The organism is Rhodanobacter sp. C03 (genome assembly GCF_002001175.1).
GTDB lineage: Bacteria > Pseudomonadota > Gammaproteobacteria > Xanthomonadales > Rhodanobacteraceae > Rhodanobacter.
Genome location: NZ_MUNT01000001.1, coordinates 228,961 through 253,999 on the forward strand (window position 1 = coordinate 228,961; position 25,039 = coordinate 253,999).

General features: G+C 64.7%; 23 protein-coding genes. 12 read left to right on the forward strand and 11 right to left on the reverse strand.

The annotated features are described in order from the left end of the window. Nucleotides 1-79: 79 nt before the first annotated feature. Genes ubiB through B0E48_RS00915 form a run of 4 tightly spaced genes read right to left on the reverse strand, consistent with a single transcriptional unit; the run spans nucleotide 80 to nucleotide 3,131 of the window. The gene (gene ubiB / locus B0E48_RS00900; protein ID WP_077515570.1) at nucleotides 80-1,729 is read right to left on the reverse strand and encodes a ubiquinone biosynthesis regulatory protein kinase UbiB; all 1,650 of its coding nucleotides are present in this window, start codon (nucleotides 1,727-1,729) and stop codon (nucleotides 80-82) included. Continuing rightward, nucleotides 1,726-2,376 carry an SCP2 sterol-binding domain-containing protein gene (locus tag B0E48_RS00905; protein WP_077515571.1) on the reverse strand — a complete coding sequence of 217 codons (651 nt, stop codon included), beginning with the start codon at nucleotides 2,374-2,376 and terminating at the stop codon, nucleotides 1,726-1,728. Before B0E48_RS00905 ends, ubiB begins: the two co-directional genes overlap by 4 nt. 26 nt (nucleotides 2,377-2,402) lie before the next feature. Then, nucleotides 2,403-2,873: a tRNA (uridine(34)/cytosine(34)/5-carboxymethylaminomethyluridine(34)-2'-O)-methyltransferase TrmL gene (gene trmL / locus B0E48_RS00910; RefSeq protein ID WP_077515572.1), complete on the reverse strand. Its 471-nt coding sequence runs from the start codon at nucleotides 2,871-2,873 to the stop codon at nucleotides 2,403-2,405. 51 nt (nucleotides 2,874-2,924) lie between these two features. Beyond that, entirely contained in the window at nucleotides 2,925-3,131 is a 207-nt protein-coding gene (locus tag B0E48_RS00915; protein ID WP_077516825.1) for a hypothetical protein, read from the reverse strand. Between the two features lie 274 nt (nucleotides 3,132-3,405). Here B0E48_RS00915 and B0E48_RS00920 point away from each other — a divergent pair, with 274 nt between their 5' ends. The 6 genes from B0E48_RS00920 to pssA all read left to right on the forward strand — a co-directional run bounded on the left by B0E48_RS00920 (nucleotide 3,406) and on the right by pssA (nucleotide 11,696). Continuing rightward, nucleotides 3,406-6,252 (forward strand): pitrilysin family protein, encoded by a 2,847-nt coding sequence (locus B0E48_RS00920; protein ID WP_077515573.1) that lies wholly within the window; start codon nucleotides 3,406-3,408, stop codon nucleotides 6,250-6,252. A 104-nt stretch (nucleotides 6,253-6,356) separates the two neighbouring features. Beyond that, complete coding sequence (locus B0E48_RS00925; RefSeq protein WP_077515574.1) at nucleotides 6,357-6,761, forward strand: DUF4156 domain-containing protein; 405 nt, start codon at nucleotides 6,357-6,359, stop codon at nucleotides 6,759-6,761. A 148-nt stretch (nucleotides 6,762-6,909) separates the two neighbouring features. Beyond that, nucleotides 6,910-9,024 carry an FUSC family protein gene (locus tag B0E48_RS00930; RefSeq protein WP_077515575.1) on the forward strand — a complete coding sequence of 705 codons (2,115 nt, stop codon included), beginning with the start codon at nucleotides 6,910-6,912 and terminating at the stop codon, nucleotides 9,022-9,024. Then, nucleotides 9,014-9,214 (forward strand): DUF1656 domain-containing protein, encoded by a 201-nt coding sequence (locus tag B0E48_RS00935; RefSeq protein WP_077515576.1) that lies wholly within the window; start codon nucleotides 9,014-9,016, stop codon nucleotides 9,212-9,214. The genes B0E48_RS00930 and B0E48_RS00935 overlap by 11 nt, the downstream gene beginning before the upstream one ends. Nucleotides 9,215-9,222: 8 nt before the next feature. Beyond that, nucleotides 9,223-10,215, forward strand: a complete 993-nt coding sequence (locus B0E48_RS00940; protein WP_077515577.1) for an HlyD family secretion protein — start codon at nucleotides 9,223-9,225, stop codon at nucleotides 10,213-10,215. A gap of 80 nt (nucleotides 10,216-10,295) precedes the next feature. Continuing rightward, complete coding sequence (gene pssA, locus B0E48_RS00945; protein WP_077516827.1) at nucleotides 10,296-11,696, forward strand: CDP-diacylglycerol--serine O-phosphatidyltransferase; 1,401 nt, start codon at nucleotides 10,296-10,298, stop codon at nucleotides 11,694-11,696. Nucleotides 11,697-11,797: 101 nt separating this feature from the next. On the opposite strand, the gene B0E48_RS00950 is transcribed toward pssA, so the two are convergent. Together B0E48_RS00950 and B0E48_RS00955 are read right to left on the reverse strand one after the other, a co-directional pair. Then, nucleotides 11,798-12,397, reverse strand: coding sequence for a GNAT family protein (locus B0E48_RS00950; protein WP_077515578.1), 600 nt, complete (start codon nucleotides 12,395-12,397; stop codon nucleotides 11,798-11,800). A gap of 32 nt (nucleotides 12,398-12,429) precedes the next feature. Beyond that, entirely contained in the window at nucleotides 12,430-12,585 is a 156-nt protein-coding gene (locus tag B0E48_RS00955; protein ID WP_254423803.1) for a DUF465 domain-containing protein, read from the reverse strand. A gap of 162 nt (nucleotides 12,586-12,747) precedes the next feature. Here B0E48_RS00955 and ttcA point away from each other — a divergent pair, with 162 nt between their 5' ends. From ttcA to B0E48_RS00980, 5 genes are all read left to right on the forward strand, one after another. Then, nucleotides 12,748-13,593, forward strand: coding sequence for a tRNA 2-thiocytidine(32) synthetase TtcA (ttcA, locus tag B0E48_RS00960; protein ID WP_077515580.1), 846 nt, complete (start codon nucleotides 12,748-12,750; stop codon nucleotides 13,591-13,593). Between the two features lie 40 nt (nucleotides 13,594-13,633). Next, on the forward strand, nucleotides 13,634-14,836 hold the full coding sequence (locus B0E48_RS00965; RefSeq protein ID WP_077515581.1) for an amino acid aminotransferase: 1,203 nt from the start codon (nucleotides 13,634-13,636) through the stop codon (nucleotides 14,834-14,836). 92 nt (nucleotides 14,837-14,928) lie between these two features. Continuing rightward, nucleotides 14,929-15,846, forward strand: a complete 918-nt coding sequence (locus tag B0E48_RS00970; RefSeq protein WP_077515582.1) for a recombination-associated protein RdgC — start codon at nucleotides 14,929-14,931, stop codon at nucleotides 15,844-15,846. A 119-nt stretch (nucleotides 15,847-15,965) separates the two neighbouring features. Continuing rightward, the gene (locus B0E48_RS00975) at nucleotides 15,966-16,736 is read left to right on the forward strand and encodes a YgjP-like metallopeptidase domain-containing protein (RefSeq protein WP_077515583.1); all 771 of its coding nucleotides are present in this window, start codon (nucleotides 15,966-15,968) and stop codon (nucleotides 16,734-16,736) included. Nucleotides 16,737-16,812: 76 nt separating this feature from the next. Next, on the forward strand, nucleotides 16,813-17,391 hold the full coding sequence (locus tag B0E48_RS00980; protein WP_077515584.1) for an isoprenylcysteine carboxylmethyltransferase family protein: 579 nt from the start codon (nucleotides 16,813-16,815) through the stop codon (nucleotides 17,389-17,391). A 6-nt stretch (nucleotides 17,392-17,397) separates the two neighbouring features. On the opposite strand, the gene B0E48_RS00985 is transcribed toward B0E48_RS00980, so the two are convergent. The 4 genes from B0E48_RS00985 to B0E48_RS01000 form a co-directional block, all read right to left on the reverse strand. Then, on the reverse strand, nucleotides 17,398-17,985 hold the full coding sequence (locus tag B0E48_RS00985; RefSeq protein WP_077516829.1) for a sterol desaturase family protein: 588 nt from the start codon (nucleotides 17,983-17,985) through the stop codon (nucleotides 17,398-17,400). A gap of 175 nt (nucleotides 17,986-18,160) precedes the next feature. Beyond that, the gene (locus B0E48_RS00990; protein ID WP_077515585.1) at nucleotides 18,161-19,105 is read right to left on the reverse strand and encodes an alpha/beta fold hydrolase; all 945 of its coding nucleotides are present in this window, start codon (nucleotides 19,103-19,105) and stop codon (nucleotides 18,161-18,163) included. Between the two features lie 137 nt (nucleotides 19,106-19,242). Continuing rightward, entirely contained in the window at nucleotides 19,243-21,096 is a 1,854-nt protein-coding gene (locus tag B0E48_RS00995) for a M1 family metallopeptidase (protein ID WP_077515586.1), read from the reverse strand. Between the two features lie 74 nt (nucleotides 21,097-21,170). Then, nucleotides 21,171-21,812 (reverse strand): glutathione S-transferase family protein, encoded by a 642-nt coding sequence (locus B0E48_RS01000; protein WP_077516831.1) that lies wholly within the window; start codon nucleotides 21,810-21,812, stop codon nucleotides 21,171-21,173. 252 nt (nucleotides 21,813-22,064) lie between these two features. On the opposite strand from B0E48_RS01000, the gene B0E48_RS01005 reads away from it, so the two are divergent. Beyond that, nucleotides 22,065-24,029 carry a serine hydrolase domain-containing protein gene (locus tag B0E48_RS01005; protein WP_077515587.1) on the forward strand — a complete coding sequence of 655 codons (1,965 nt, stop codon included), beginning with the start codon at nucleotides 22,065-22,067 and terminating at the stop codon, nucleotides 24,027-24,029. Between the two features lie 56 nt (nucleotides 24,030-24,085). Here the strand turns inward: B0E48_RS01005 and pip are convergent, their stop codons facing one another. Then, nucleotides 24,086-25,036, reverse strand: coding sequence for a prolyl aminopeptidase (gene pip, locus B0E48_RS01010; protein ID WP_077515588.1), 951 nt, complete (start codon nucleotides 25,034-25,036; stop codon nucleotides 24,086-24,088). Between the last annotated feature and the right edge of the window lie 3 nt (nucleotides 25,037-25,039).

Consider the following 25,039-nt stretch of genomic DNA (forward strand, 5'->3'; position numbering starts at 1 on the left):
GTGGGAGCGGCTTCAGCCGTGATGCTTTTTACGTTGTACCGAGGAAGAGCGATCGCGGCTGAAGCCGCTTCCACAGAGTTCAGCGCGAACGTGGCCAGCCGATGGCGAAGGTCAGCAGGCCAACGACACCGGCAAGCAGCGGCGGCCAGCTGCCGTGTTGTGGCGCCATTGTCCATAGCAGTGCGGCGGCGATCAGCAGAGCGCTGCCAAGCAGGCCGCAGGCGAGCAACTGGTGTAGGCGCTTGGCGTTCTCGCGCAGCAGCTGGAGTGCCTGCGGGTCGCTCATGCTTCGTTGCTCACCGCGGCCGATTTGACGCAATGCATCGCGTACCAGCTCGGGGAACTGCGGCGCGTTGTGCAGCCATTCCGGCAAGCGCTTGCGCACGTCGCGCAAGGTGCGCAGCGGGCTGTAGCGTTCGCGCAGGATGCGCTTGAGTACCGGATGCGCCACCGCCCAGATGTCGATCTCCGGATCGAGCATGCGGCCGACGCCTTCGATGTTGAGCAGGGTCTTCTGCAGCAGGATCAGCTGCGGCTGCAGGGTCAATTCGAAGCGGCGAGCGGTCTGGAACAGTTTGACCACCAGTTCGGCCAGCGAGATCTGCGACAGCGGGCGGGTGAAGTACGGCTCGCACACGGTGCGCACCGCAGCCTCCAGTTCATCCATTCGCACATCGGCTGGCATCCAGCCGGCGGCGACATGCAGTTGCGCGATGCGCGCGTAGTCGCGCTCGAACAATGCGATGAAGTTCTGCGCCAGCCAGTACTGGTCGGCCTCCGGCAGCGAACCCATGATGCCGAAATCCAGCGCGATGAAACGCGGCTCGCCAGTGCGCGTCGGGTCGACCCAGATATTTCCGGGGTGCGCATCGGCGTGGAAAAAGTTGTCGCGGAACACCTGCTCGTAGAACACCCGCACGCCTTTCGCGGCGAGCGCCTTGCGGTTGAGCCCGGCGGCGTCGATCGCGGCGATGTCGTCGCTGCTGATGCCGTGCACGCGTTCCAGCGTCAGCACGCGCTGTGCGGTCAGCTCCCAGTGCACGGCCGGCACATACAGGTCGACACCGCTCTCGAAGTTGCGCTTGAGCAGGCTGGCGCTGGCGCCTTCGCGCTGCAGGTCCAGTTCGTTCTCCAGCATCTTCTCGACTTCGGCCACCACATCGAGCGGGCGGATCTTGTCGGCGTTCGGATGCCAGCGCTGGGCCAGCTCGCCGAGTGAGTGCAGCAGCTTCACGTCTCGGGCGATCTGCGCATCGATGCCGGGGCGCAGCACTTTCACCACGACTTCGCGACCGTCGTGCAGCGTGGCCGCGTGCACCTGGGCGATCGAGGCTGAGGCCAGTGGCGTTTCGTCGAACCGGGCGTACAACTGGCCAACCGGCGATTTCAGTTCGCGCTCGACGATCGCGCGCGCCTCGCTGCCGGGGAACGGCGCGACCTGATCCTGCAGCAGTGACAATTCGTCGGCGATGTCCGCCGGTATCAGGTCGCGCCGGGTCGACAGCACCTGGCCGGCCTTGACGAAGATCGGTCCCAGATCGGTCAATGCGTGGCGCAGGCGTTCGCCGCGCGACAGGCCGCGGATATCGATGCGCGGCCGCGCCACCAGCGGGCGCAGCAGTTTCAGCGGTCGATAGAGATGAGTCGCGTCGATCAGTTCGTCGAGGCGATACGCCAGCAATACCGAAGCGACCCGCAGCAGCCGCGGCACCACCTTCAGCGGCGTCACGCGGCGTTGCCTTGCAGGCGTTGAATCAATCGCTGTACGCGCGACTCCAGCCGTTCGCTACGCTCGCGCAGGTGGTCCACACCATCGAGGAACCCCTCGACTTCGCCGGGTGCCAACGCGATGCGTGCCTCGTCGCGCAGCCAGTCGGCGCTGTCTTCGGTGAGATGAGTGGCGGTCTCGTGCGCGTGGGCGAGGCCCTTGCGCACGGCCTTGGCCAGCGGCACACCGAGCACGTCGCCGAAGGTACGCGCGAACGCCTCCTCGAAATCCGGGGCGAACTTGCTGGCCAGTTTTTCCAGCCGGCGTGCCAGCTCGGCGTCACCGGCGATCTCTACCTTGCCTGGCGCGATGCCGTCGTCGTCGCGGCGGAACATCATCGCCAGCAGGCTGCCCGGCGTGGCGGCGACGCGCAGCTGGCTGTCGTCTTGCGGCGGCCCGACTTTCAGACGTGCGTCTTCGACGGTTACTGCCAGTGCAATTTCCGCCCCGCGCAGATGCAGTTGCACGCTGCGGCCGTTCAGTGTGGCGAGCCGCTGCTGCGTGTCCGGATCCAGCGACAAGGTATGGTTCAGCGCGGTTTCCAGCGCGCGCCCGGCGAGCTTGCGCAGTGGTTGCGGCAACCAGGAGTTGGGAGTGGCGGCATTCATCCGGCGATTGTAGCCGGCCGCCGGGGTCAGACGTTCACGGCGCCGGGGAAACCGAGCTGGCGCCAGGCCTCGTACACCGCCACGGCGACCGTGTTCGACAGGTTCAGGCTGCGGCTGTCCGGGCACATCGGCAGGCGCAGTCGCTGCTCGGCGGGGATCGTTTCCAGCACATCCGCCGGCAGTCCCGCGGTCTCGCAGCCGAACAGCAAAGCGTCACCATCGGCAAATTGCGCATCGACGTGGGCGACCCGACCGCGGGTGGTGAAGGCGAACACGCGCGACGTATCGATCGCACCGAGACAGCTGGTCAGATCGTCATGCACCACGACGCGGGCGTACTCGTGGTAATCCAGGCCGGCGCGGCGCAATCGTGCATCGTCAAGCTCGAAACCGAGCGGTCGGATTAGGTGCAGCGCGGCGCCGGTATTCGCGCACAGGCGAATCACGTTGCCGGTGTTCGGCGGGATCTCGGGGCGGAACAGGATGACATGCAGCATCCAGCCATTATCGCGTGTCCGCGCACTTCGGCGGTGATTCGTGTTTTGCGTTCAACCGTTCTGCCGCGGACAAACCACGCCATCCGCCGGCAACGCGCAGCTGCTCGGTGCGGCCAGCAGGATGGAGCTGATGCTGTTGTGGTTGGCAGCCAGCTGCACGGCAGGTGGCGTGGCCGTCAGCATGGCGCCCATGATCAGTGAGCAGACGGCCATGCAGGCAACGAACAGCGTGCGCAACATCAAGGTCTCGAATTTCATGGTCATTCTCCGATGAAGGGATAGGTCCCTGTGGCTAGAGAAGGGCAATCGCCGTGCCAAGCTCGATGTCACGAATAAGATATTGATATTGAACAGTTATTGTTACCCTTGCGAGGACCGTTTGATTGTCCGCGGACACCCGGACGGAGTGACCGGACAGTCGGACGGACAGCTGGCCGCTGTTTCCTCGCAGGTTATTGCGGTCAAGCCGCTGCGCCGTTAGCCTCGATGGTCACATTCGTGGAAAAGGAGGTTCATCGTGACGAAGAAACCCATGGTCCTGCTACTGGCGGGCCTGCTTACCCTTATGGCCGGAGCGTTGCCGGCGCTGGCGGCTCCGACGGCCGCGGCATCCAGCCAGATTCCGGATATCGCCTACACCCGGTTCACCCTGCCCAACGGGCTGACCGTGGTGGTGCATGAAGACCACAAGGCGCCCGTGGTGGCGGTGAGCATCTGGTACCACATCGGTTCCGGCGACGAGCCGAAGGGCAAGACCGGATTTGCGCATCTGTTCGAGCACCTGATGTTCTCCGGTTCGGAGAACCACAAAGGCACGTATTTCGAGCCGTTCGAGAAGGCCGGTGCCACCGACATGAACGGCACCACCTGGTTCGACCGCACCAACTATTTCGAGACGGTGCCGACTACCGCGCTGGACATGGCGCTGTGGATGGAATCGGATCGCATGGGCCACCTGCTTGGCGCGATCGGCCAGAAGGAACTCGACACCCAGCGCGGTGTGGTGCAGAACGAAAAGCGCCAGGGCGAAAATCGCCCGTACGGCCGCGTCGACGAGAACATCCTGGCCAGGACCTATCCGGCCAACCATCCGTACCAGCACGACACGATCGGCTCGATGGCCGATCTCAATGCCGCGTCGCTGGACGACGTGAAGTCGTGGTTCCACAGCAATTACGGTGCCGCCAATACCACCCTGATCCTCGCCGGTGACATCACCGTGGCGCAGGCGAAGGAAAAGGCCGCGAAGTATTTCGGTGACATTCCGGCCGGCCCGGCGGTGGCGCGTCAACAGGCGTGGATCACCCCACTGCAGGCCTCCACTCGTGGCGTGCAGCATGACCATGTGGCACAGCCGCGCATCATCCGTACCTGGGTGGTGCCGCAGCTGGGCAGCGACGATGCGATCCAGCTTGACCTCGCCTCCACCGCGTTGGGCGGTGGCAAGACCTCGCGGCTGTACCAGCGCCTCGTCTATCAGGACAAGCTGGTCGACGATATCTCTGCCGGTATCAGCGAATTCGCACTGGCCAGCCAGTTCCAGATCCAGGCCGACGTGAAGCAGGGTGTCGATCCGGCGAAGGTCGAGGCCGTGATCAACGAGGAGCTGAAGAAATTTCTCGCCGACGGCCCGACCCAGGATGAACTGGATCGCGCCAAGGTGGCCAATCGCGCCAATTTCGTGCGTGGCCTGGAGAAGGTCGGTGGCTTTGGTGGCAAGGCGGTGATCCTGGCCGAAGGGCAGGTCTACCGCGGTGATCCGGGGGCCTACAAGAAGGATCTCGCGCGTTCCGAAGCGGCCAGCATCGCCAGCGTCAAGGCGGCGTCCGACAAGTGGTTGAGCAAGGGCGATTACCTGCTGACCGTGCTGCCGGCTGACAAGGGCTTTGATCCGGCTGCCGAGGACGCCAAGGTGGTTGCCCTGGGAACGGCTACCGGTCGCCCGCAGCCGAAGCTGCCGGCCAAGCATTCCTATAGTGTGGCCAAGAGCGATCTCGAGCGCAGTAGCGGCGTGCCCCAGGTCAATCAATTTCCCGAGCTGAGTTTCCCCACGCTCGAGCGTGGCAAGCTGAAAAATGGCATCGAGGTGATCCTGGCCGAGCGCCATACCATCCCGGTGACTCAGGTGCAGTTGGTGTTCGATGCGGGTTACGCCGCCGACCAGGGCCGCAAGCTCGGCACCGCCAGCTTTGCTTCCAACATGATGAGCGAGAGCACCAAGGACCTCGACTCGGTCGAGGTGGCCAAACGCAAGCAGCGACTGGGTGCCATCGTGGCCACTGGCTGCGCACTGGATTACTGCGATGCCTGGCTCAACGCGTTGAACGACCAGCTGCAGCCGTCACTGGCTTTGTTTGCCGACGTGGTACGCAATCCGGCGTTCAAGGCGGAAGACATCGAACGCGTGCGTGGCCAATGGCTGGCCGGTATTGCGCAGGAGAAGACCCAGCCCACCGGTCTGGCTCTGCGCACGCTGCCGCCGCTGCTGTATGGCGAGCATCACGCGTATGGCATCCCGTTCACCGGCTCGGGCACCGAGAGCGAGATCAAGGCGTTGACTGCCGCTGATTTGGTCGCGTTCCAGCACGATTGGCTGCGCCCGGACAACGTGAAGATCCTGGTCGCCGGTGATACCACGCTGGCGCAGATCATTCCGCAGCTCGATGCCGTGTTCGGCGACTGGAAGGCGCCTGCCACCGCAGTGCCGAAGAAGAACATCGCCAAGGTGGCGGCACAGGCGAAGCCGCGGGTGTTCCTGATCAACCGCGCCGACGCCCCGCAGTCGCTGATCCTCGCCGGATTGCTGGCGCCGCCCACCCGCGCCGACAACAACCTGGCGATCCAGGCAGCCAACGGTGCGTTCGGAGGCACGTTCACCTCGCGTCTGAACATGAACCTGCGCGAGGACAAGCGCTGGGCCTATGGCGCAAACAGCATGCTGATGGATGCGCAGGGTCAGCGGCCGTTCCTGTTCTTCGCGCCGGTGCAGACCGACAAGACCGCCGAGTCGGCAGCCGAGGTGTTGAAGGAAGCGCGTGCGGTGATCGGCGACAAGCCACTGACCGCGGACGAGATTGCCAAGATCAAGGATCAGCGTGTGCGCGCGCTGCCGGGCAGCTACGAAACCACCAGCGCCGTGCTCGGTGCGATCAACGGCATCGTGCAGTACCACCGGCCGGACGATTACGTGCAGACCTTGAAGTCGCATCTGGAAGCGGTCACCCCTGCAGCCGCGGAAGTGGCGATCAAGGAAATCGTGCAACCCACGGCGATAACCTGGGTGATCGTCGGTGATCTCAAGAAGATCGAGGCGCCGGTGCGCGCACTGAACCTCGGCGAGGTTCAGGTGATCGATGCCGATGGCCAGCTGGTGAAGTGAGGAAGTAAGCCGGCGTACAGCACGCCGGCGCATCACCGCGTTAGGATGGAGGCCGGGCCGGTGACGGTTCGGCCTCTTTCTTTCATGTCATTGCGGAGCCTTTCATGCGCAAGTCCCTGTTGTTGCTCGTCCCCGTGTTGTTGAGCGCCTGCAGCTGGGGCATCACCCTGGACGATGCTGCGAAGAATGTCCGTACCGCGTGGAGCGGCGATGTCTCCAGTTGCCGCGATCTGGGCAAGGTCACTGTGTCAGTGATGGATCATGTCGGCCCGGTCGACCGCAACAACATCACCGTGCGCGACGAACTGGAAGTGCTGGCGCGCAACCAGGCGGCGCAAATGCATGCCGACACCATCAAGCCGCTGGCCGAACCATCCAACGGCTCGCAGCCGTGGGGTGCGTACCAGTGCGGCACGCGCCAGATCAACCCGATCCGTTCGTCGAACCCACCTGCCAACGCCGGTTCCGCGCCCGGCAATGCACAGACCTTCCCGGTACATGGCGGCTGAGTCTGGTGGCCATCTGGAAACGAAAGGCGCCTTGCGGCGCCTTTTTCGCAAGCGTCCACGTCACGGACATCGACAGCGCTGGTAATGTGGAGTTCTGATTGCCTCTGTCCTCCCTGGCGAGGCAGCGCAGCTGGAGCAGGGTTGAGCGATGTCTGTCGTTCCCGCCATCGAATCCGTACCGGCCTCGTCGCGCTGGCCGTGGCTGGCCGAGTTTCTTGCCGGCGAGTGGCGCGCCTGGATCTTCGTGGGCAAGTCGCTGCTGGCGATCTACCTCGCGGCATGGCTGGCGATGTGGCTGCAGCTGGAACAGCCCTCGACCACCATGATCACGGTGTCGATCGTGATGCATCCGCACAGCGGCATGGTGCTGGCAAAGAGCTTTTATCGCGCCATCGGCACGCTCGCCGGCAGTCTGTTCGGACTGGCCCTGATGTCGCTGTTTCCGCAGCAGCGCGAACTGTTCCTGCTGAGCCTGTCGCTGTGGGTGGCGTTGTGCGCAGGGGGTGCGACGCTGTATCGCAACTTCATGTCCTATGGTTTCGTGCTGGCCGGTTACACCGCCGCGATCGTCACCCTGCCAGCGATCAACAATCCGCTCGGCGTGTTCGATTCGGCGGTGATGCGCGTCAGCGAAGTCTTGCTTGGCATCCTTGTGGCCGCGGTAGTCAGCGACCTGGTGTGGCCCGAGCGGTTGCGCCTGCTGCTGCGGCAGAGCGCGCAGGCGCAATTCAACCTGTTCATCGACTTCGTGCGTGACAGCACGGCCGGCAACATGCCGCGCGAACAGATGGAGCATGCGAATCTCGCGCTGGCGCGCGCCGCGGTGCGCCTGGAGGACATGCGTGCCTCGGTGATCTTCGAGGATCCGGAGGTGCATGCCCGCAGCACCCGCATGCGGCTGCTCAACCAGCGCTACATGGCGGCGGTGACCAGCTTCCAGTCGCTGCATCACCTGATCAACCGTTTGCAGCGCGGCGGCAGTCCCAGCGTGGCGGACGCCTTGATCGCGCTGTACCGGCCGCTTGGCAGCGCACTCTCCCCCGGTCTGGCGCAGCAGCACCAGTCCGCCGTGTTGGCGGCGCGTCTGGATGGATGCGTGGCGCAGTTGCCGGCACAGGTTGCAGCCATGCGAGCATCGTTGACAGCGCCACTGGCGTTGCTGGAATTCGACACCGGTGCCGCGTTGCTGCAGCGCTTTGCGACTGAGTTGCGCGACTTCGCGGCACTGGAAGGCTCGCTGCGCGAAGCGCAGGTGCGCGGTAGTGTGGAGAAGGTGCATTTCAAGCGCGGCAACGATGTTCCCGGCGCATTGGTCGGTGTGTTGCGAACTTTTCTCACGATGGCGGCGCTCAGTGCCTTCTGGCTGGCCAGCGGCTGGCCATTCGGAGTCAGCGCGATGCTGCTGGCGACGATCTTCAGCGGCCTGCTGGCCGCTTCACCGAATCCGGTGAGTGCCGCCATGCACACCTTTTACGGCTATGCCTCCGGCATGCTCGCGGCTTTCGTGGTGGTGTACGTTCTGCTGCCGGGCAGCAATGATTTCGCCTCGCTGATCGGCGCTAGTGCAGGATTCATGCTGATCGGCCCGTATCTGAGCACGCGCGATACGCTGCCGGGCGTCGGCGCCGGCTACACGCTGGGTTTCGTCTACATCCTCGCGCTGAAGAATCCGATGGTGTACGACCCGGCGCATTTCCTCAACGACGGCATCGCGCAGGTCGCCGGTCTCGCGCTGGCCGGCGCCGCTTTTATCCTGCTGCCGAGCGTGATCGGCAGCAGCTGGCAACGCACACGCCAGTTTCGCCGCCTGCGCGAGCAGGCCGTGTTGGCGGCGACCGCGCCGCTGGAAGGCTTGGCGTGGCGTTTCGAGAGCCTCGTTCGCGATCTGTTCCAGCAGGTGGTGACCTATACGCGACCGGGCAGCGACGAATCACGCAGCATGCTGGCGTGGGCACTCGCTGTGCTGGAGAGCGGCCGCACGATGATCGAGTTGCGTCAGCAGCTGGCTGCCGACAGCAGGATCGCGCCGGCCGTGCGCGACACGGCCACTGCCGCGATGCAGGCGATCGCGCGGCTTTATCACGCGCCCGATGCGGCGCGCTGGCGCGACGCGGACGCTGCGGTGCATGCGGCGATCGCCACGGCCGCCGAGCAGCCATTGCGGCTGCATCTGTACCAGCTGCGCAGCGCATTGCGCGATGATGAATCGCCGTTCGCCGCGTATATTCCGCCACCTTCGCCGGAGTCCGTTCATGCCGCATGAGATCGCCATCTATGGCGTGCTGGTGCCGGGCTTGCTGCCGGTGTTTCTGCTTTGCCTGCTGCTGATGGTGCTGCTCGACATGCTGGTCGGCCGCCTCGGCCTGTATCGCCAGGTCTGGCATCCCTCGCTGTTCCGGCTGGCCCTGTTCGTCTGTCTGTTCGGCGTCGCCGGACTGTTATTGATCCACTGAGTCATCCCATGAAAACCCAGTCATTGCTGCGCTTCCTGATCACTGCCGCCGTCGTCGTCGTCGCGCTGCTGCTCGGGCACGCGCTGTGGAAGCACTACCTTTACGCGCCATGGACCCGCGACGGCCGCGTGCGCGCCGAGGTGGTGCGCATCGCACCGGATGTATCTGGCCTGGTGACGCAGGTGGCCGTGGTCGACAACCAGACCGTGCACAAGGGCGACCTGCTGTTCACAATCGATCCGGATCGTTACAAGTACGCGGTGGCGCAGGCCGCGGCGAACCTTGCCGCCGCTGAAGCCAGTGCACGCGCCGCTGGAGCGAACATCAATGCCGCGCAGGCCGCTGCCGCCGCGCGCAAGACCGAGTTCGAGATGCGCCAGGAACAGGCCGCGCGACGCCAGCAACTCAGCGACGTGATCGCCAAGGAAACGCGCACCGATGCGGCTTCTGCCGCCATGGCTGCCCGCGCCGGCTGGCAGCAGGCACAGGCCAGCGGCAGCCAGGCCAGCGCCGCGCGCGAACAGGCACTGGCTGCGGTGGAGCAGGCGCAGGTCGCGTTGGACACCGCCAAGCTCAACCTTGCCCGTACCGAAGTGCGGGCGCCAACGGACGGTTACGTCACCAATCTCGAGGTTCGCGTCGGCGACTACGCCGTCGTCGGCAGCCCGCGGCTGGCCTTGATCGACAGTCACAGCTACTACATCTACGGCTACTTCGAGGAAACCAAGCTGCCGCAGCTGCGTATCGGCGATTCGGTCGACATCCGCCTGCTGGCCGGCGGCGTACACCTCAAGGGCACCATCACCGGCATAGCCCGCGGTATCGGCGATCGCGACAATCCCACCGGTACGGACTTGCTCTCCAACGTCAATCCCACCTTCAACTGGGTGCGGCTGGCCCAGCGCGTGCCGGTGCGCATCGCGATCGACAGCGATCATCTGCCGGCCGACCTGGTACTTGCCGCGGGAATGACCGCCACGATCGAGGTACAGCCGCACTAGGCGAAACGCATGGTGGTTGCGGCTATGCGCACCAGCAAGGGTTTGCGATGATGGGTGGTGCCCTGGATGCCATGCCACCGATGAACAAGTTGCTGACCACACCTCGTCGCCTGGCGCGGCGGATCCTGTCGCCGCTGCGCGCGCCGAAGGCCAGGGCGCTGCTGGAGGCATTGCCTGCGTTCGCGCTGCCGGCTGTCGCGATCGAGGTGCTGCCCGATCCCGCGGCGTTCCGCCACGCATTGCTGCAGCACATCGCGCAGGCTACCCGGCGAATCGTGATCGTGACGCTGTACCTGCAGGACGATGAAGGCGGCCGCGAGGTGCTGGACGCGTTGTATGCGGCGAAGGCGAGGCATCCGGCGTTGCAGATTTCGGTGTTCGTGGACTGGCATCGCGCGCAGCGTGGATTGATCGGCAAGCAGGAAAGTGAAGGCAATGCCGGCATGTATCGCGAGTACGCCGCGCGGCTCGGGCCCGGCGTCGAGATCTACGGCGTGCCGGTGCAGAACCGCGAGCTGTTCGGCGTACTGCATCTGAAAGGTTTCGTCATCGACGATGCCGTGCTGTACAGCGGTGCGAGTCTCAACGATGTCTATCTGCAGCGGCAGGGGCGTTATCGACTCGACCGTTATCACCTGTTGCGGCATCACGGGCTGGCCGATGCGATGGCGGCCTTCGTGCAGCGCTGTTTCGTCGAGAGCGCCGCGGTGCGTCGGTTGAATGTGCCTGAGGTCCCGGCCACGCGCACGCTGCAGGCACCGATCCGCGAGTTCCGCCAGATGCTGCAGCAGGCACACTACGAGGTGCCGCACCAGGCGCCGGGGCCGGCCGATGTGGCGGTGACGCCGCTGCTCGGCTTCGGTCGTAGCGACAACGCACTCAATGACATCCTGCTGGCGCTGCTGCGCAGCACGCGCGAGCGGGTGATCCTGCTGACACCGTATTTCAATCTGCCGCGGCCAGTGCGTGTCGTGCTTGGCCAGTTGCTGCGGCGCGGCTGCACGATCGACATCATGGTTGGCGACAAAACCGCCAACGATTTCTACATACCTCCGGAGCAGCCGTTCAAGACGATCGGGTTGTTGCCGTACCTCTATGAAAACAATCTGCGGCGTTTCGCACGGGCGCATCGCCGGCAGATCGCCAGTGGTCAGCTCAACCTGCATCTGTGGCGCGACGGCAACAACAGCTATCACCTGAAGGGTCTGTTCGTCGATGACGACATCGCCGTGCTCACCGGCAACAACCTCAATCCGCGCGCATGGGCGCTGGATCTGGAAAATGGCCTGTTGTTGCGGGACCCCTCGCGCTTGCTGCAGGCGAAGCATCAGGCCGAGTGGACGGCGCTACGGCAGCATGCGACACGCCTGCCTGATCACCTCGCGCTGGAAAGTCCACGGCATTACCCCGCTGAAGTGCGCAAGCAGCTGAAGCGGTTGAACCGCACCCGGCTCGACCGGCTGGTCAATCGGTTGCTGTGATCAAGACGGCTGTTGTAGGAGCGACTTCAGTCGCGATGCTCTTTCTGCGAGACAACCACACGCATCGCGACTGAAGTCGCTCCTACATGGATCGCACAGTCCTACGATTGCGCGGCAAGGCGCTGCAGCCGCAAGCCCAGCCAGCGATCCACATCAGGCCATTCGTTGGCGAGGATGGAGTAGCAGACGGTGTCGCGCAGCGTGCCATCAGGACGGCGCTTGTGGGCGCGCAGCACGCCTTCGCGCTGGGCACCGAGGCGTTCGATCGCGCGCTGTGAATCGAGGTTGCGATGGTCGGTGTGGAATTCCACCGCCACGCAGTCCAGCGCTTCGAACGCGTGCCTGAGCAGCAGCCGTTTGCAGGCGGTATTGAGATGGCTCTTCTGCCAGCGTTTCGCGTACCAGGTGTAGCCGATCGCCACGCGCGGCAATTCCGCCACATAGTCGTAATAGCGGGTGGTGCCGACGATGTCGCCGCTGGATCGTTCACGTACGACGAACGGCAGCATCACGCCATCGGCGTGGCCTTGCAGTGCCTTCTCGACATAGGCGCGTGCGTGGCCGGGCGCCGGCGCACTGGTGAACCACAGTTTCCACAGTTCGCCATCCGCGGCGGCGGTTTCCAGCGCAGATACGTGATCGAGACTCAGTGGTTCCAGCGCGACGTGTTCATCCTGCAGCTGGGTCGGGGCAAGCTTCATCGAGGTTCCGGCGTTGGCGTGGCGGCCGATACTCAGGCGTCGAGATCCGGGATCAGCTTGCTTTCGAGCCGAGCGATATGGTCCTTCAACAGCAGCTTGCGCTTTTTCAGCCGGGTCAGCTGCAGCTCATCGCGGCCGATCGCGGTGGCCAGTTGCTCGATCGCGGCGTCGAGATCGCGATGCTCCATCTTCAGCTCGGCGAGCAGATGGACGATTTCGGCGTGATCCTGAACCTGCATGGCGGCGGCAACGACTGGGGAGAACCCTTCTAGTCTAGCGCCGTTTGGCGTCGCCGGAAGTCGATCGTCCAGCCGGCTACAATGGTGGTCCACCCCACCCGATTGGCCGTCATGTCCGCCCAGCCCGAGTTCATCCGCACGCCAGCCGCCGAGGCCGACAAGCTGGCCACGCGCCTGCGTCGCCAGGTGGGACAGGCGATTGGCGATTTCGGCATGATCGAGGATGGCGACAAGGTGATGGTGTGCCTGTCCGGCGGCAAGGATTCCTACACTCTGCTGGACATCCTGCTGCAGCTGCAGGCGAAAGCGCCGGTGCACTTCGAGCTGATCGCGGTGAACCTGGACCAGAAGCAGCCGGACTTTCCCGAGCACGTGCTGCCGGATTATCTTACGGCGCGCGGCGTGCCGTTCCACATCATCGAGCAGGACACCTACAGCACGGTGACGCGGGTGATCCCGGAAGGCAAGACCATGTGCAGCCTGTGTTCGCGCTTGCGCCGCGGTGCGCTGTACAGCTGGGCCGCAGCCAATGGCATCACGAAGATCGCGCTCGGCCACCATCGCGACGACATCCTCGCCACGTTTTTCCTCAATATGTTTTATCAGGCGCAGCTGAAGGCGATGCCACCGAAACTACGCTCGGACGATGGCCGCCATGTAGTGATCCGGCCGCTGGCATATTGCAAGGAAGCGGATATTGCCGAGTACGCGGCCCAGCAGCAGTTCCCGATCATCCCGTGCAACCTGTGCGGCTCGCAGGACAACCTGCAGCGCAAGGCGATCCAGCGCATGCTGGCGGAATGGGAGCAAGTGCAGCCTGGTCGCAGCGAGAACATCTTCCGCGCGCTCGGCCATGTGTCACCCTCGCAACTAGCCGATCGCACGCTGTTCGATTTCGCCGCGCTGAGTACGCTGCCTGCCGGCGCAGCGGATGAGATCGCCATAACGCAAGCTTGATGTTCCACCGACCTTCCACCCCACCTGTTGAGTAGCCGCCGTGTCCTTCTTTGCATCCGTTGAAATGGCCCCGGGCGATCCGATCCTGGGTCTGACTGAGACTTACTTGGCCGATCCGCGTCCGGGCAAGATCAATCTGGGCGTGGGCATCTACATCGACGAGCAAGGCCGCATCCCGCTGTTGCCGACGGTGCACGAAGTGGAGCAGGCGCTGGTCGCGGCCGGCAAGCCGCGCGGTTACCTGCCGATCGATGGCCTGCCGGCGTACAACCAGCTCACCCAGCAATTGCTGTTCGGTGCCGAATCGGCGCTGCTGGCGGCCGGACGGGTGGCCACCGCGCAGACCATCGGCGGCAGCGCGGCGTTGCGCGTGGCGGCCGATCTGCTCAAGCAGGTGGCCGGCGCCGGCGCGAAGATCGCGATCAGCAACCCGAGCTGGGGTAACCACCATGTGGTGTTCCGCACCGCCGGCTTCGAGCTGCTCGATTACCGCTATTACGACCCGGCCAGCCATGGCCTGGATTTCGCCGGCATGCTGGAGGATCTGGGCAAGCTGGAGCCGGACACGGTGGTGCTGTTGCACGCGTGCTGCCACAACCCGACCGGCGTGGACCTGGACGCGGCGCAATGGCAGCAGGTGATCGCGCTGCTGCAGGAACGCCGGCTGCTGCCGTTCATCGACATGGCCTATCAGGGTTTCGACCAGGGCATCGAGCAGGATGCCATCGCCGTGCGTCTGCTGCAGGCATCGGGCATCGAGGCATTCGTGGTCGCCAACTCGTACTCCAAGTCGTTCTCGCTGTATGGCGAGCGCGTCGGTGCGCTGTCGATGGTCGGTGCGGATCGCAATGAGGCTGCTCGGCTGCTGTCGAAGATCAAGCAGACCATTCGTGCCAACTATTCCAGCCCGTCCACGCATGGCGCCAGCCTGGTCGCCGGCGTGCTCGGCAGTGCCGAGCTGCGCGCGCGCTGGGAGCAGGAACTGGGCGAGATGCGTACACGCATTCATGCGATGCGCGCCGGTTTCGTCGACAAGCTGGCCGCGCTCGGTGCGCCGGATTTCGGCTTCATCAACAAGCAGGCCGGCATGTTTTCCTATTCGGGCCTGAGCAAGGCGCAGGTGCACCGGCTGCGCGACGAGTACGCGATCTACGCGCTCGACAGCGGTCGCATCTGCGTGGCGGCGCTGAATCGCGCCAACCTTGATACGGTGGCGGCCGCCGTAGCTGCCGTCAGCCGCTGATCCTCTCACCCATCATCATGGGTCATTCCGGCTCAGCCCGGAATGACCCATGGCAAACCTCGCCTTCGGGCCGCACCTCATCCGGATCTTGAATGTTCTTTCGCAATCTCACGCTGTTCCGTTTTTCCCCCGCCGTTGCCACCGATCTGAAGCGCCTCGATGACGCGCTGGCCGAACATCGGCTGCGCCCGTGCGGGCCGCTGGAGATGTTCACCAAGGGCTTCGTGCCGCCGGTCGGCCGCGGCGAAGGCGAGCCGCTCACGCATACAGTCAAGCATTGCACCCTGCTCACCGTCGGTGGTGAGGACAAGCTGCTGCCGGCCGCGGTGATCAACGACGAACTGCATCGCAAGGTGCAGAAGATCGCCGAAGAGGAAGGCCGCAAGGTCGGCGGCCGCGAACGCAAGCGGATCAAGGAAGACCTGCTCACCGAACTGCTGCCGCGCGCCTTCGTGCGGCAGTCGCGGATGTCGGCCTATGTCGACAAGAAAAATGGCTGGCTGGTGCTGGATACCTCCAGCCGCAAGTCGGCCGAGAACGCCTTGACCCAGGTCCGCGAGGCGCTGGGCAGCTTTCCGGCGGTGCCGCTGGCGCCGGAAGAGGGACCGCGGGTGCTGATGACCGACTGGCTGGCCAACGGCAACCTGCCGGCCGGGCTGGCTCTGGGCGACGAGTGCGAGCTGCGCGACCCGGCCACCGCCACCGGCGCGATCGCCCGCTGTCGCCGGCAGGATCTGGATGCCGAAGAGGTGAAGGAGCATCTGCGCAACGGCAAGCAGGTCTTCCTGCTCGGTCTCACGTTCGATGAGCGGATCAGCTTCGTGCTGGGCGAGGATTTGATCATTCGCAAGCTGAAATTCCTCGACGTGGTGATGGACGAGCTGGGCGACAGCCAGCAGGACGCCCAGGCCGAGCTGGATGCCAGCTTCGCCCTGCTGACGCTGGAACTGGAGCGGCTGCTGGGCAAGCTGGAGGAATGGTTCGGGTTGCCGCGTCCGGCCGACAGCTGAACGAAAAAACCATTCCCGTTTGACCTGCCGGAGAGCCATACTGGTCGTCCGCCCGCTTGCGGGCGGCGCGGAATCCCCCACTGATATCCGAACAGGCCTTGGTACGAACGGGCAGGCTTATGGCGCAGCATCTGGAAGGCGATTGGCTGGAACTGGCGACGGTTGGCGGCAGCATCATTCGGGTGCTGAAGGCCGCCCATCCGCGCGCGCGCCGGCTGCGCCTAACCGTCACGCCGACGGGCGCGCGGGTGACTTATCCCAACGGCACGCATCCGGCCCAGGTCAACGCGTTCCTGCGCAGTCATGCCGAGTGGCTGGAACAGAAGCTCGACGAGTTGCACCTGATCTTCAAGCCGCTGCCGCCGCTGCGGCTCGGCTATCCCTGCAGCTTTCCGCTGCGTGGTGAGCTGGCCGAGCTGGACTGGGCCGAGGGCACCTATCCGAAGATCGAGCCGCATGCCACCGGGCTGACCCTGGTGATCCCGCGCCCGCACACCCGCGCGTTGCCGATCGCGCGCGGCCTGCTCGCTTCGCATCTGGAAGCGCTGATCCGCCGTGACGTTTCGCGCTGGCTGGCCAGCTACGTGCCGCAGCTCGGGCTGGCGCCGACGTCGCTCAAGATCCGTCCGATGAAGAGTCTGTGGGGCAGCCTGGATACGCGTGATCGCATCAATCTCGATCTCGCGCTGGCGCTGGCACCCCCGGCCGCGCTGCGCTACGTGCTGGTGCACGAACTGTGTCATCTCAAGGTGCGCAACCACTCGCCGCGGTTCTGGGCACAGGTCGGCAATCTGTTGCCGGAGTGGCGCGAACAGCGCGACTGGCTGCGCCAGCATGGCGCGATCCTCAAGGCCGAACTGGATCGTCTGGTGGGCGACGTTGCCGATTGATGGAGCGTTTGCGACCGGCCGGTCAATGACATCCGACTATCGATATCATCCGGCTTTGCCAACGGGAAATCACCGCATGCAGATTCCTTTCGGGCCTTTCACTACGGGCGCGTGGCTGACGTGGCTGCTGTACTGGGTGTGGAGCGCACGCGGGGTAAAGCAGGCCACGCGGGTCGAGTCGTCGCTGTCGCGCATGGGCAAGTACTGGCTGCCGATCATCCTGGCGGTCGCGCTGCTGCAGCCGCTGAAAATGTTTTCCGGCACCGTGCTGGATGCGAATTTCGTTCCACCGGCGCTGTGGCTGGTATGGCTGGGACTGCTGATGACGTACGCCGGGCTGCTGTTTGCTTGCTGGGCGCGCGTCATCCTGGGCCGCAACTGGAGTGGCGTGGTGCAGCTCAAGCAGGATCACGAACTGATCGAGGCTGGCCCCTATCGCTACGTGCGGCATCCGATCTACAGCGGCCTGCTGCTGGCCTTCCTCGGCACCGCGGTGATGATCGGCGAGTGGCGCGCACTGCTTGCGGTGGCGATCGTCGCCGTGTCGTTCTGGCGCAAGCTGCGGCTGGAGGAACGCTGGCTTGGCGAATACTTCGGCGATGCCTACGCCGACTACATGCGGCGGGTGAAAGCGCTGGTGCCTGGCGTACTCTGAAGCTGCTCAGATCTTCCTGGGCTGTCGCACGTAGCGCGTGCCCAGAAGCACATCCCACAGCGGCGTGGTGACGCCGAAGTTGCTGTCCGGATGGTAATGGTGCACGTGATGGGCACCGGCCCAGCGGCGCAGCAACGGGTGCTTGAAGCGCACATGGTGAATGGTGAAGTGGCTCAGTCCGTAGGCGATGTAGCCGAAGGTTACCGAGCCCATCATCAGCAGGGCAAACCCGGCGGGGACGACCAGCACGCACAGGCCCGTCAGGATCAACAGCACCGCTCCGGGCAGGAAGAACGGCAACGAGTCGTAGCCAAGCGGGCGCTCGTGATGCATGCGATGGCCCTGCTCGAACAGAGGTATCCGTGTGTGGAACATCCAGCGGTGGAAGAAGTACTCGACAAAGCTGAAGGCAAACAGCCCCAGCACGACGGCCAGAAATGCGGTCAGCGGGCTGCCGGCATGCAACCGCCAGCCTTCGGCGATGAGCAGCAGGCCCAGCGTGACGTCAACGCCGACCTCGACCCAGTAATTGGTCGGGGTGCTCGACATGCGCACGATGGAATCCACGCCCGCCTGCACGAGGTTCCGCATCATCGGTCGCTGCATGTTTCCGTCATCTTGCAAGAAAACACCCCAATCTCCAGAGTCATGGCTTTATTGTCACATGTTGTCATGGGCAATTCACAATGATCCATGGCCCGCAGCTGACTGCCAGCTGACCCGATCCCGCAGACTTGCCGCATGGCAGCACTGCCTGCACGACTCAAGCTCAATGCGAGAGCGCGAATCCGGTGAGGATCTGCGCGGTCTGCTCGGGCTTCTCCAGCATCGGCATGTGGTTGCAGCCGTTGATGATGCTGGTGCTGATCGCGCTGGCGTGGGTCAGGCCGTTGCGCAGGCTGTCCAGCGCCGAGAGGTCGACGATCTTGTCGTCGTGGCACCACAGGCCGAGTACCGGCATGGCGAACTGGTCCAGCCGGTTTTGCAGCGCGAGGTATTGCGACGGGTCGCGCAGCTCGTTGAAATTGCTTTGGATGAAGGCGCGATCCTGCTGGTTGCGCTTGACCAGCACATCGACGATGCGGCCCGGCAGATCGAGTGGTTTCTCGAAGGCCAGCGCGGTGGCGCGCGCAAAGCCGGCGCGGTCGTCGAACAGGAACGGGTTCTTGCCGGCCATGGCCTCGCGGGTAAACGCGTTTTCCTGGGACTTCAGGCCATAGGCATCGACCAGCGCCAGTTCGGTGACATGCTCCGGGTGCTCGGTCGCATAGACACCAGCAATGGCGCCGCCCAGCGAATGGCCGACCAGCACAAAGCGCTGCAGCCTGAGCGTTTCCACGAACGCCTGCAGCCGCGCGGCCTGGGCGTCGACGTTGTAGCTGGCACCGGCCACGCGCGAGGACTCGCCCCAGCCGGGCAGATCGGGAATGATCAGGTGGAAGTGCGGCGTGAGCAGTTTGGCGACGGGCAGCCAGACCTCCTTGTTCGCGGCAAAACCGTGCAGCAGCACGATGGTCGGGCCGTCACCGCCTTCGTAGTAGACCCAGCGGGTATCGCCGGCCTGCACCGAGTGCTTCTCCAGGTGCGCGGTCATCGCCTCGCGCATGAAGTTCGCGCGCAGCAGCAACTGCGGTGCGAACAGATAGCTGCCGCCCAGCACGATGACCAGGATCGCGGCGAGCCACGCCAGGAATTTCAGCCGGCGCAGCAGCATGCGTTTCCAGAGTGGAGTGGCAGTGACGTTGGTTGATGGCGGCATGATGGTTTCTTGAGGGGTCGTGACTGGCAATGCGCTCTCCCGTGCGACCGAAGGGATTCCCTTCGGTCGCACGGGAGAGCTGGGAGTTGTGACTACTGCGCTTTCTTCGCCTTGGCGACGAGATCTTCCACCACCTGCTGGGTCAGCGGGTGGTAGCCGGCCTTGGCCTTGGCGTAGACCTGTTCGGCGTAGGCCAGGCCACCTGGTGTTCCGACCAGGGCTTTGTACAACGGCACGGTCAGATACAGCCGGCCGATACGGATCATGTGCTCGGCCGCCGCCGGCCAGACGGCCTTGTCGCCGGCGGCGATCGCATGGCTGTACCAGCGCATGCCGATCTCGGCGTTCGGCGTACCGGTGAGATGCCAGGCGGTGTCGAGCTGCTGGATCCTGGCCAGCGGGGTGACATCCGGCAGGCGGTCGAGGAAGTACATCCATTCCTGCGTGTTCCAGCCCTTCGCATCGAGCTTGTCGGCACTCAGCTGGTCAGCGAGAAAGGCCGTGCGCTCGTGGTCGATGGCGTCGAAATGCGGCGAATCGGGTAGCGGCGCATCCTTCGGGATGCCGCTGCCGTAGACCCAGTCGTGCACCTCGGCCCAGCTCATCTTGCCGGGGTACTTCTCGATCAGGTTCGGCTTCATGTAGTCGAGCATCTGCTCGGTGGTGATGCTCTGGAACGCGAAGTGGTTGAAGTAGCCCTTGAGGTAGTCGTCGAACGTGGCGCGGCCGAAACGCTGTTCCAGCGTGCGCAGGAACCACGAACCCTTGTCGTAGGCAACGTCGGACAGCGAATCGTCGGCGTCGATGCCGCGCGGGTCCGGGGCCAGCTTCTGCGAATTGGCCGGCATTGCGCCGATCTCCTTCTGCAGCGCGCGGGCCGAGAGCAGTGCCTCCTCGTCGGCCAGGCCCTTGCCGTACAGCGCCTCGGTGATGCGGCCCTGCACGTAGGTGGTGACACCTTCGTTGAGCCAGATGTCGCGCCACGACGCGGCGGTGACCAGGTTGCCCGACCACGAATGTGCCAACTCATGCGCGACCAGCGAGACCAGGCTCTTGTCGCCGACCAGCACGGTCGGCGTGGCGAACGTCATGTCCGGGTTTTCCATGCCGCCGTACGGGAACGATGGCGGCAGCACCAGGATGTCGTAGCGGCCCCAGCGGTACGGGCCGTACAGCTTCTCGGCGGTGGCGATCATCTGTTCGGTGTCCTCGAACTCGTGCGCCGCCTTGCTGACCACCGAAGGCTCGGCATACACGGCCGAGCGCGGGCCGGTTTCCTTCACCGCGATATCGCCGGCGCCGATCGCCAGCAGGTAGGACGGGATCGGATGCGGCTGGTCGAACGAGTAGTCGCCATTCAACGGATGCTTCGCATCGTTGAGCGCGCTCATCACCACGCGCACATCCTTCGGCGCGGTGACGTGGGCGGTGTAGGAGAAACGGATCGCCGGCGAATCCTGCAGCGGCACCCACGAGCGCGCATGGATCGACTCGGACTGCGAGAACATGAAGGGCAGTTTCTTGTCCGCCGTCTGCGCTGGGGTCAGCCACTGCAGGCCGGAAGCGTCCGGTGATGTGGTGTAGACGATGCGCACCTGCGCCGGATGCGTCGGCGTGGCGATGGTGAGCTTCTCGCCGAGCTGCTTGTCGCGTGGTGCCAGCGCATATTTCAGCGGCGTGGTCTTGCCGTCGGCGCCGAGCGCTTCGATCTTCGCGATCTTCAGGTCACGCGTGTCCAGCACCAGCGACGTGGCCTGCGGGTTCTTCCAGTCCAGCTTCAGCGTGGCCCGGCCGTCGAGTTGCTTGTGCGGGAAGTCCAGCTTCAGGTCGAGGTCGAGATGGGTCACGACCACCTGGTCCGGCTGCGCATAGGAGTGCGGCTCGCTGGCATGGGCGGCCAGCGGCAGCATCAGCGTGCCGAAGGCGAGGATGGGCAGAAGGCGCATGGGCAAGTCTCGGGCCGTAAAACGCCGAGTATGCCATCGCCGCCGCCAGGGCCGCCTGTGGCGGAAGTTCGCCTTTACGGCAATTCATTCACCGAATGCGGGTCGATCGCATACGGGTGCATGCAGGCAAGGAACCCCGGCTGCGCCTCGATTCGCGCGATCCAGTCGCGGAAGTGCGGGTGGGCATCCAGCGACAGCCCGGCTTCCCCGGCAAGGCTGGCGTAGGCGAACAGCGCCATGTCGGCGATGGTGTAGTGGTCGCCGGCGATGAAGGGCCGGATCGCCAGCTCGCGTTCCAGAATGTCCAGCGTGCGTTGTGCGCCGGCGCGCTTGCCCGCGACCAGTTCGGGCGAACGGCGCGACAGCTTGCCGGTCATCGTCCAGTGGCGCAGCGCCCCGATCACCGACTCCACCCGCTCCTGTTCGAAATGCAGCCACTGCTGCACCTTCGCGCGCTCGAACGGATCGCGCGGCAGGTACGGCGTGCCTTCGGCGAGATACGCGAGGATCGCATTCGATTCGGCGAGTACACGGCCGTCATCGAGCCGGATCGCCGGTACCGTGCCGGTCGGGCTGATCTGGCGGTAAGTGGCCGTCTGGCCCTCGCCTTCGAAGATGCTTACCGGCACCGTGCGGTACGGTCGGTCAAGCTGATTCAGCAGCAAACGCACCTTCCAGGCGTTCTGCGAGGGAAGGTAGTCGAACAGGGTCAGCACGGGTGGTGTTCCGAAGGAAGCGGGAAGCACAGTCTTGGTGCACGCCGCGGTATCCGCCATCCGTTTCTTGCGCGCGTTATCGATACGCCGGATGGCGAACGACCTGCCTGGCGCAGCTTGTCGCCGGTGCCGATGAACGATTCGGTGATTTCCGTCTCAAACGAAATGATGCCCAGCGGCATGTCATTGACGAAAGTCCCACAGTCAACGTCACTACAATCCCCAGCTTGAAAGCCGCCCGGAGTTGCGCCGATGAGACGCCTGTCATGCATGCTTGTGTCCGCGGCTTTTTCGCTGGTTGCGTCGCTCGGCGTGGCGCAGCAGATCCAGATCCATCCCTTGCCCGATCAAGCGCCGGCGATTCCGGTGCCGCTCGGCGCGCATGAGCTGACCGCGGCGGATGCGGAGGCCTGGCTCGATGGCCTGTTTCCCTACGGCTTGAAGAAGAACAACCTCGCCGGCGCGGTGGTCGTGGTGGTCAAGGATGGCCAGATCCTGCTGGCCAAGGGCTACGGTTATGCCGACGTGGCGGCGAAGAAGCCGGTCGATCCGGCGATCACGCTGTTCCGCCCCGGCTCGATTTCCAAGACCTTCACCTGGACCGCCGTGATGCAGCTGGTCGAGCAGCACAAGCTCGATCTCGATCAGGACGTGAACAAGTACCTCGACTTCACCATCCCGCCGCGCGACGGCAAGCCGATCACGCTACGCGATCTGATGACGCATACGCCGGGCTTGGAGGAAACCGCCAAGAACCTGTTTGCCGCCGATCCCGCATCGCTCATGAGCAACGAAGCCTGGTTGAAGGAGTGGATTCCCGCGCGCATCTATCCACCGGGTGAAGTCGCGGCTTACTCGAACTACGGGGCCGCGCTGGCCGGCTATATCGTGCAGCGCGTGTCGGGCCAGCCGTTCGACAGCTACATCGAGCAGCACATCCTCCAGCCACTCGGCATGCGGCATGCGACGTTCCGCCAGCCGTTGCCGGCACCGTTCAAGGCCGACATGGCCTTGAGTTACGCGCAGGCCAGCGCGTCACCACGACCGTTCGAGCTGATTCCAGCCGCGCCGGCCGGCGGCATGTCGGTCAGCGGCGAGGACATGGGCCGCTTCATGATCGCCCAGCTGCAGGATGGCCGTTATGCCGACGCGCAGATTCTGCGTCCGGAAACCGCGAAGCAGATGCACGACTTCACCCGCTATTCGGTACCCGGCCTGTTGCCGATCGCGCTCGGCTTCTATCACATGGATCGCAATGGCCAGGACATCATCGGCCACGGCGGCGACACCGAACTGTTCCACAGCGAACTGATGCTGTTCATGCGGCAGAACGTGGGCGTGTTTGTTTCCATCGACGGCGCTGGCGATGGCGGCCTGCGCCGGCAGTTGCTCGACGGTTTCGCCGATCGTTACTTCCCGGCGCCGCCGGGGGTAGCACAGCCGACGCTGGCCAGTGCGCGCGGGGACGGCGCCCTGCTGGTCGGGCGCTACCTCAGCAGCCGCGTCTCGGTTTCCAGTTTCCTGGCGATGTCGAACCTGCTGTCGCAGTCGACGATCTCGATGAACCAGGATGGCACCCTCGTGACGCCCGCTTTCAAGAACCTGGCGGGTCAGCCACGGCACTGGCGTGAAGTGGCACCGATGATGTGGCGCGATGTCGACGGCGGTAGCCATCTCAGTGCCGTCATGCAGAACGGCAAGTTGCGCTGGCTTTCGATCGATGAAGGTGCGCCGGTGGTGGTGTTCATGCCGGTGCCGGGTTGGCAGTCGGCCGCGTGGAACCTGCCGCTGCTGGTTGCTGCCCTGCTGGTGTTCCTGCTGACCGCATTGCTGTGGCCGGTGGCCGCCGTCGTGCGCTGGCGCTGCGGCAAGCCGTTCGCGCTACAGGGCACCGCGAAGCGCTGGTACCGGGGGAGCCGCGTGGCGGCGATCGCGCACCTGCTGTTCTTCGGCGGCTGGGCCTATGTAGTGGTGCAGATGAACGCCCATATCGCGAACATGAGCAATCGCTATGACGGCACGCTGCGCGTGATCCAGCTGATCGGCGTGCTGGCCATTCTCGGCACCGTCGCCGTGCTCGCAAATGCGCGTTGTGCCTGGCATGAGCCGGGCGGCTGGTGGCGCAAGTTGAACAGCACGGCACTCGTGCTCGCCTGCTGCGCCACCCTCTGGTTCGCCTTCAGCCTGCATCTGCTGAATCTGCATTTGAACTACTGAGGCGCATGCGCCGGATGTCGAGCCCGTTGCCGGTTTGCGTAACGTACGAAGTCGCGTCAGCCGTAGCGATCCGCCAGCTTGTCGGTGGCCTGCACCAGTTGATCGACGATCGCAGGCTCCGACGCGGCGTGGCCGGCCAGCACGATATGGAACTCGGCTTCCGGCCAGGCGTCATGCAGGTCGCAGGCGCTTTTCGCGGGACAGATGATGTCGTAGCGGCCGTGCACGATGGTGGCGGGGATGTGCCGGATCTTCACCACGTCGCGCAATAGCTGATCCGGTTCGAGCCAGCACAGGTTACGGAAGTAATGCGCCTCGATCCGCGCCAGGCTCAGCGCGACCGCGGGTGCGGCGAAGCTCGCCTCGGTCTCCGGGCTTTCTTCCAGCGTGATGCTGCCGCCTTCCCAAGCGCCCCATGCCTGCGCCGCGGCGAGCCGCACGGCTTCATCGTCCGAACTGAGCCGGCGCCAGTAGGCTTCCATCATCTCGCCGCGTTCTTCCGCTGGAATCGCCGCGGCGTAGCGCTGCCACTTCTCCGGCAGGATCCACGACACGCCGCCTTCCTCGTAGAACCAGCGGATCTCCGCCGGCCGGCACAGGAAGATGCCGCGCAGTACCAGGCCGAGCACGCGTTCTGGATGCGTCTGCGCATACGCCAGTCCCAGCGTGGAACCCCAGGAGCCGCCGAACACCACCCAGCGTTCGATGCCGAGCGCCTCGCGGATCGCCTCGATGTCGGCGACCACATGCCAGGTGGTGTTGTCGGTGAGGTCGGCGAACGGGGTGGAGCGACCGGCGCCGCGCTGGTCGAACAGCACGATGCGGTAGCGCGCCGGATCGAAGAAGCGCCGATGATAGGTCGCCAGCCCCGCGCCGGGGCCACCATGCAGGAAGATCACCGGCAGGCCGGCGGGGTTGCCGCATTCCTCCACGTACAGCGTGTGGGTCGCATCGACCGCGAGGCGATGGGTCCGGTACGGCTCGATCTCGGGATACATCTCGCGCATGGC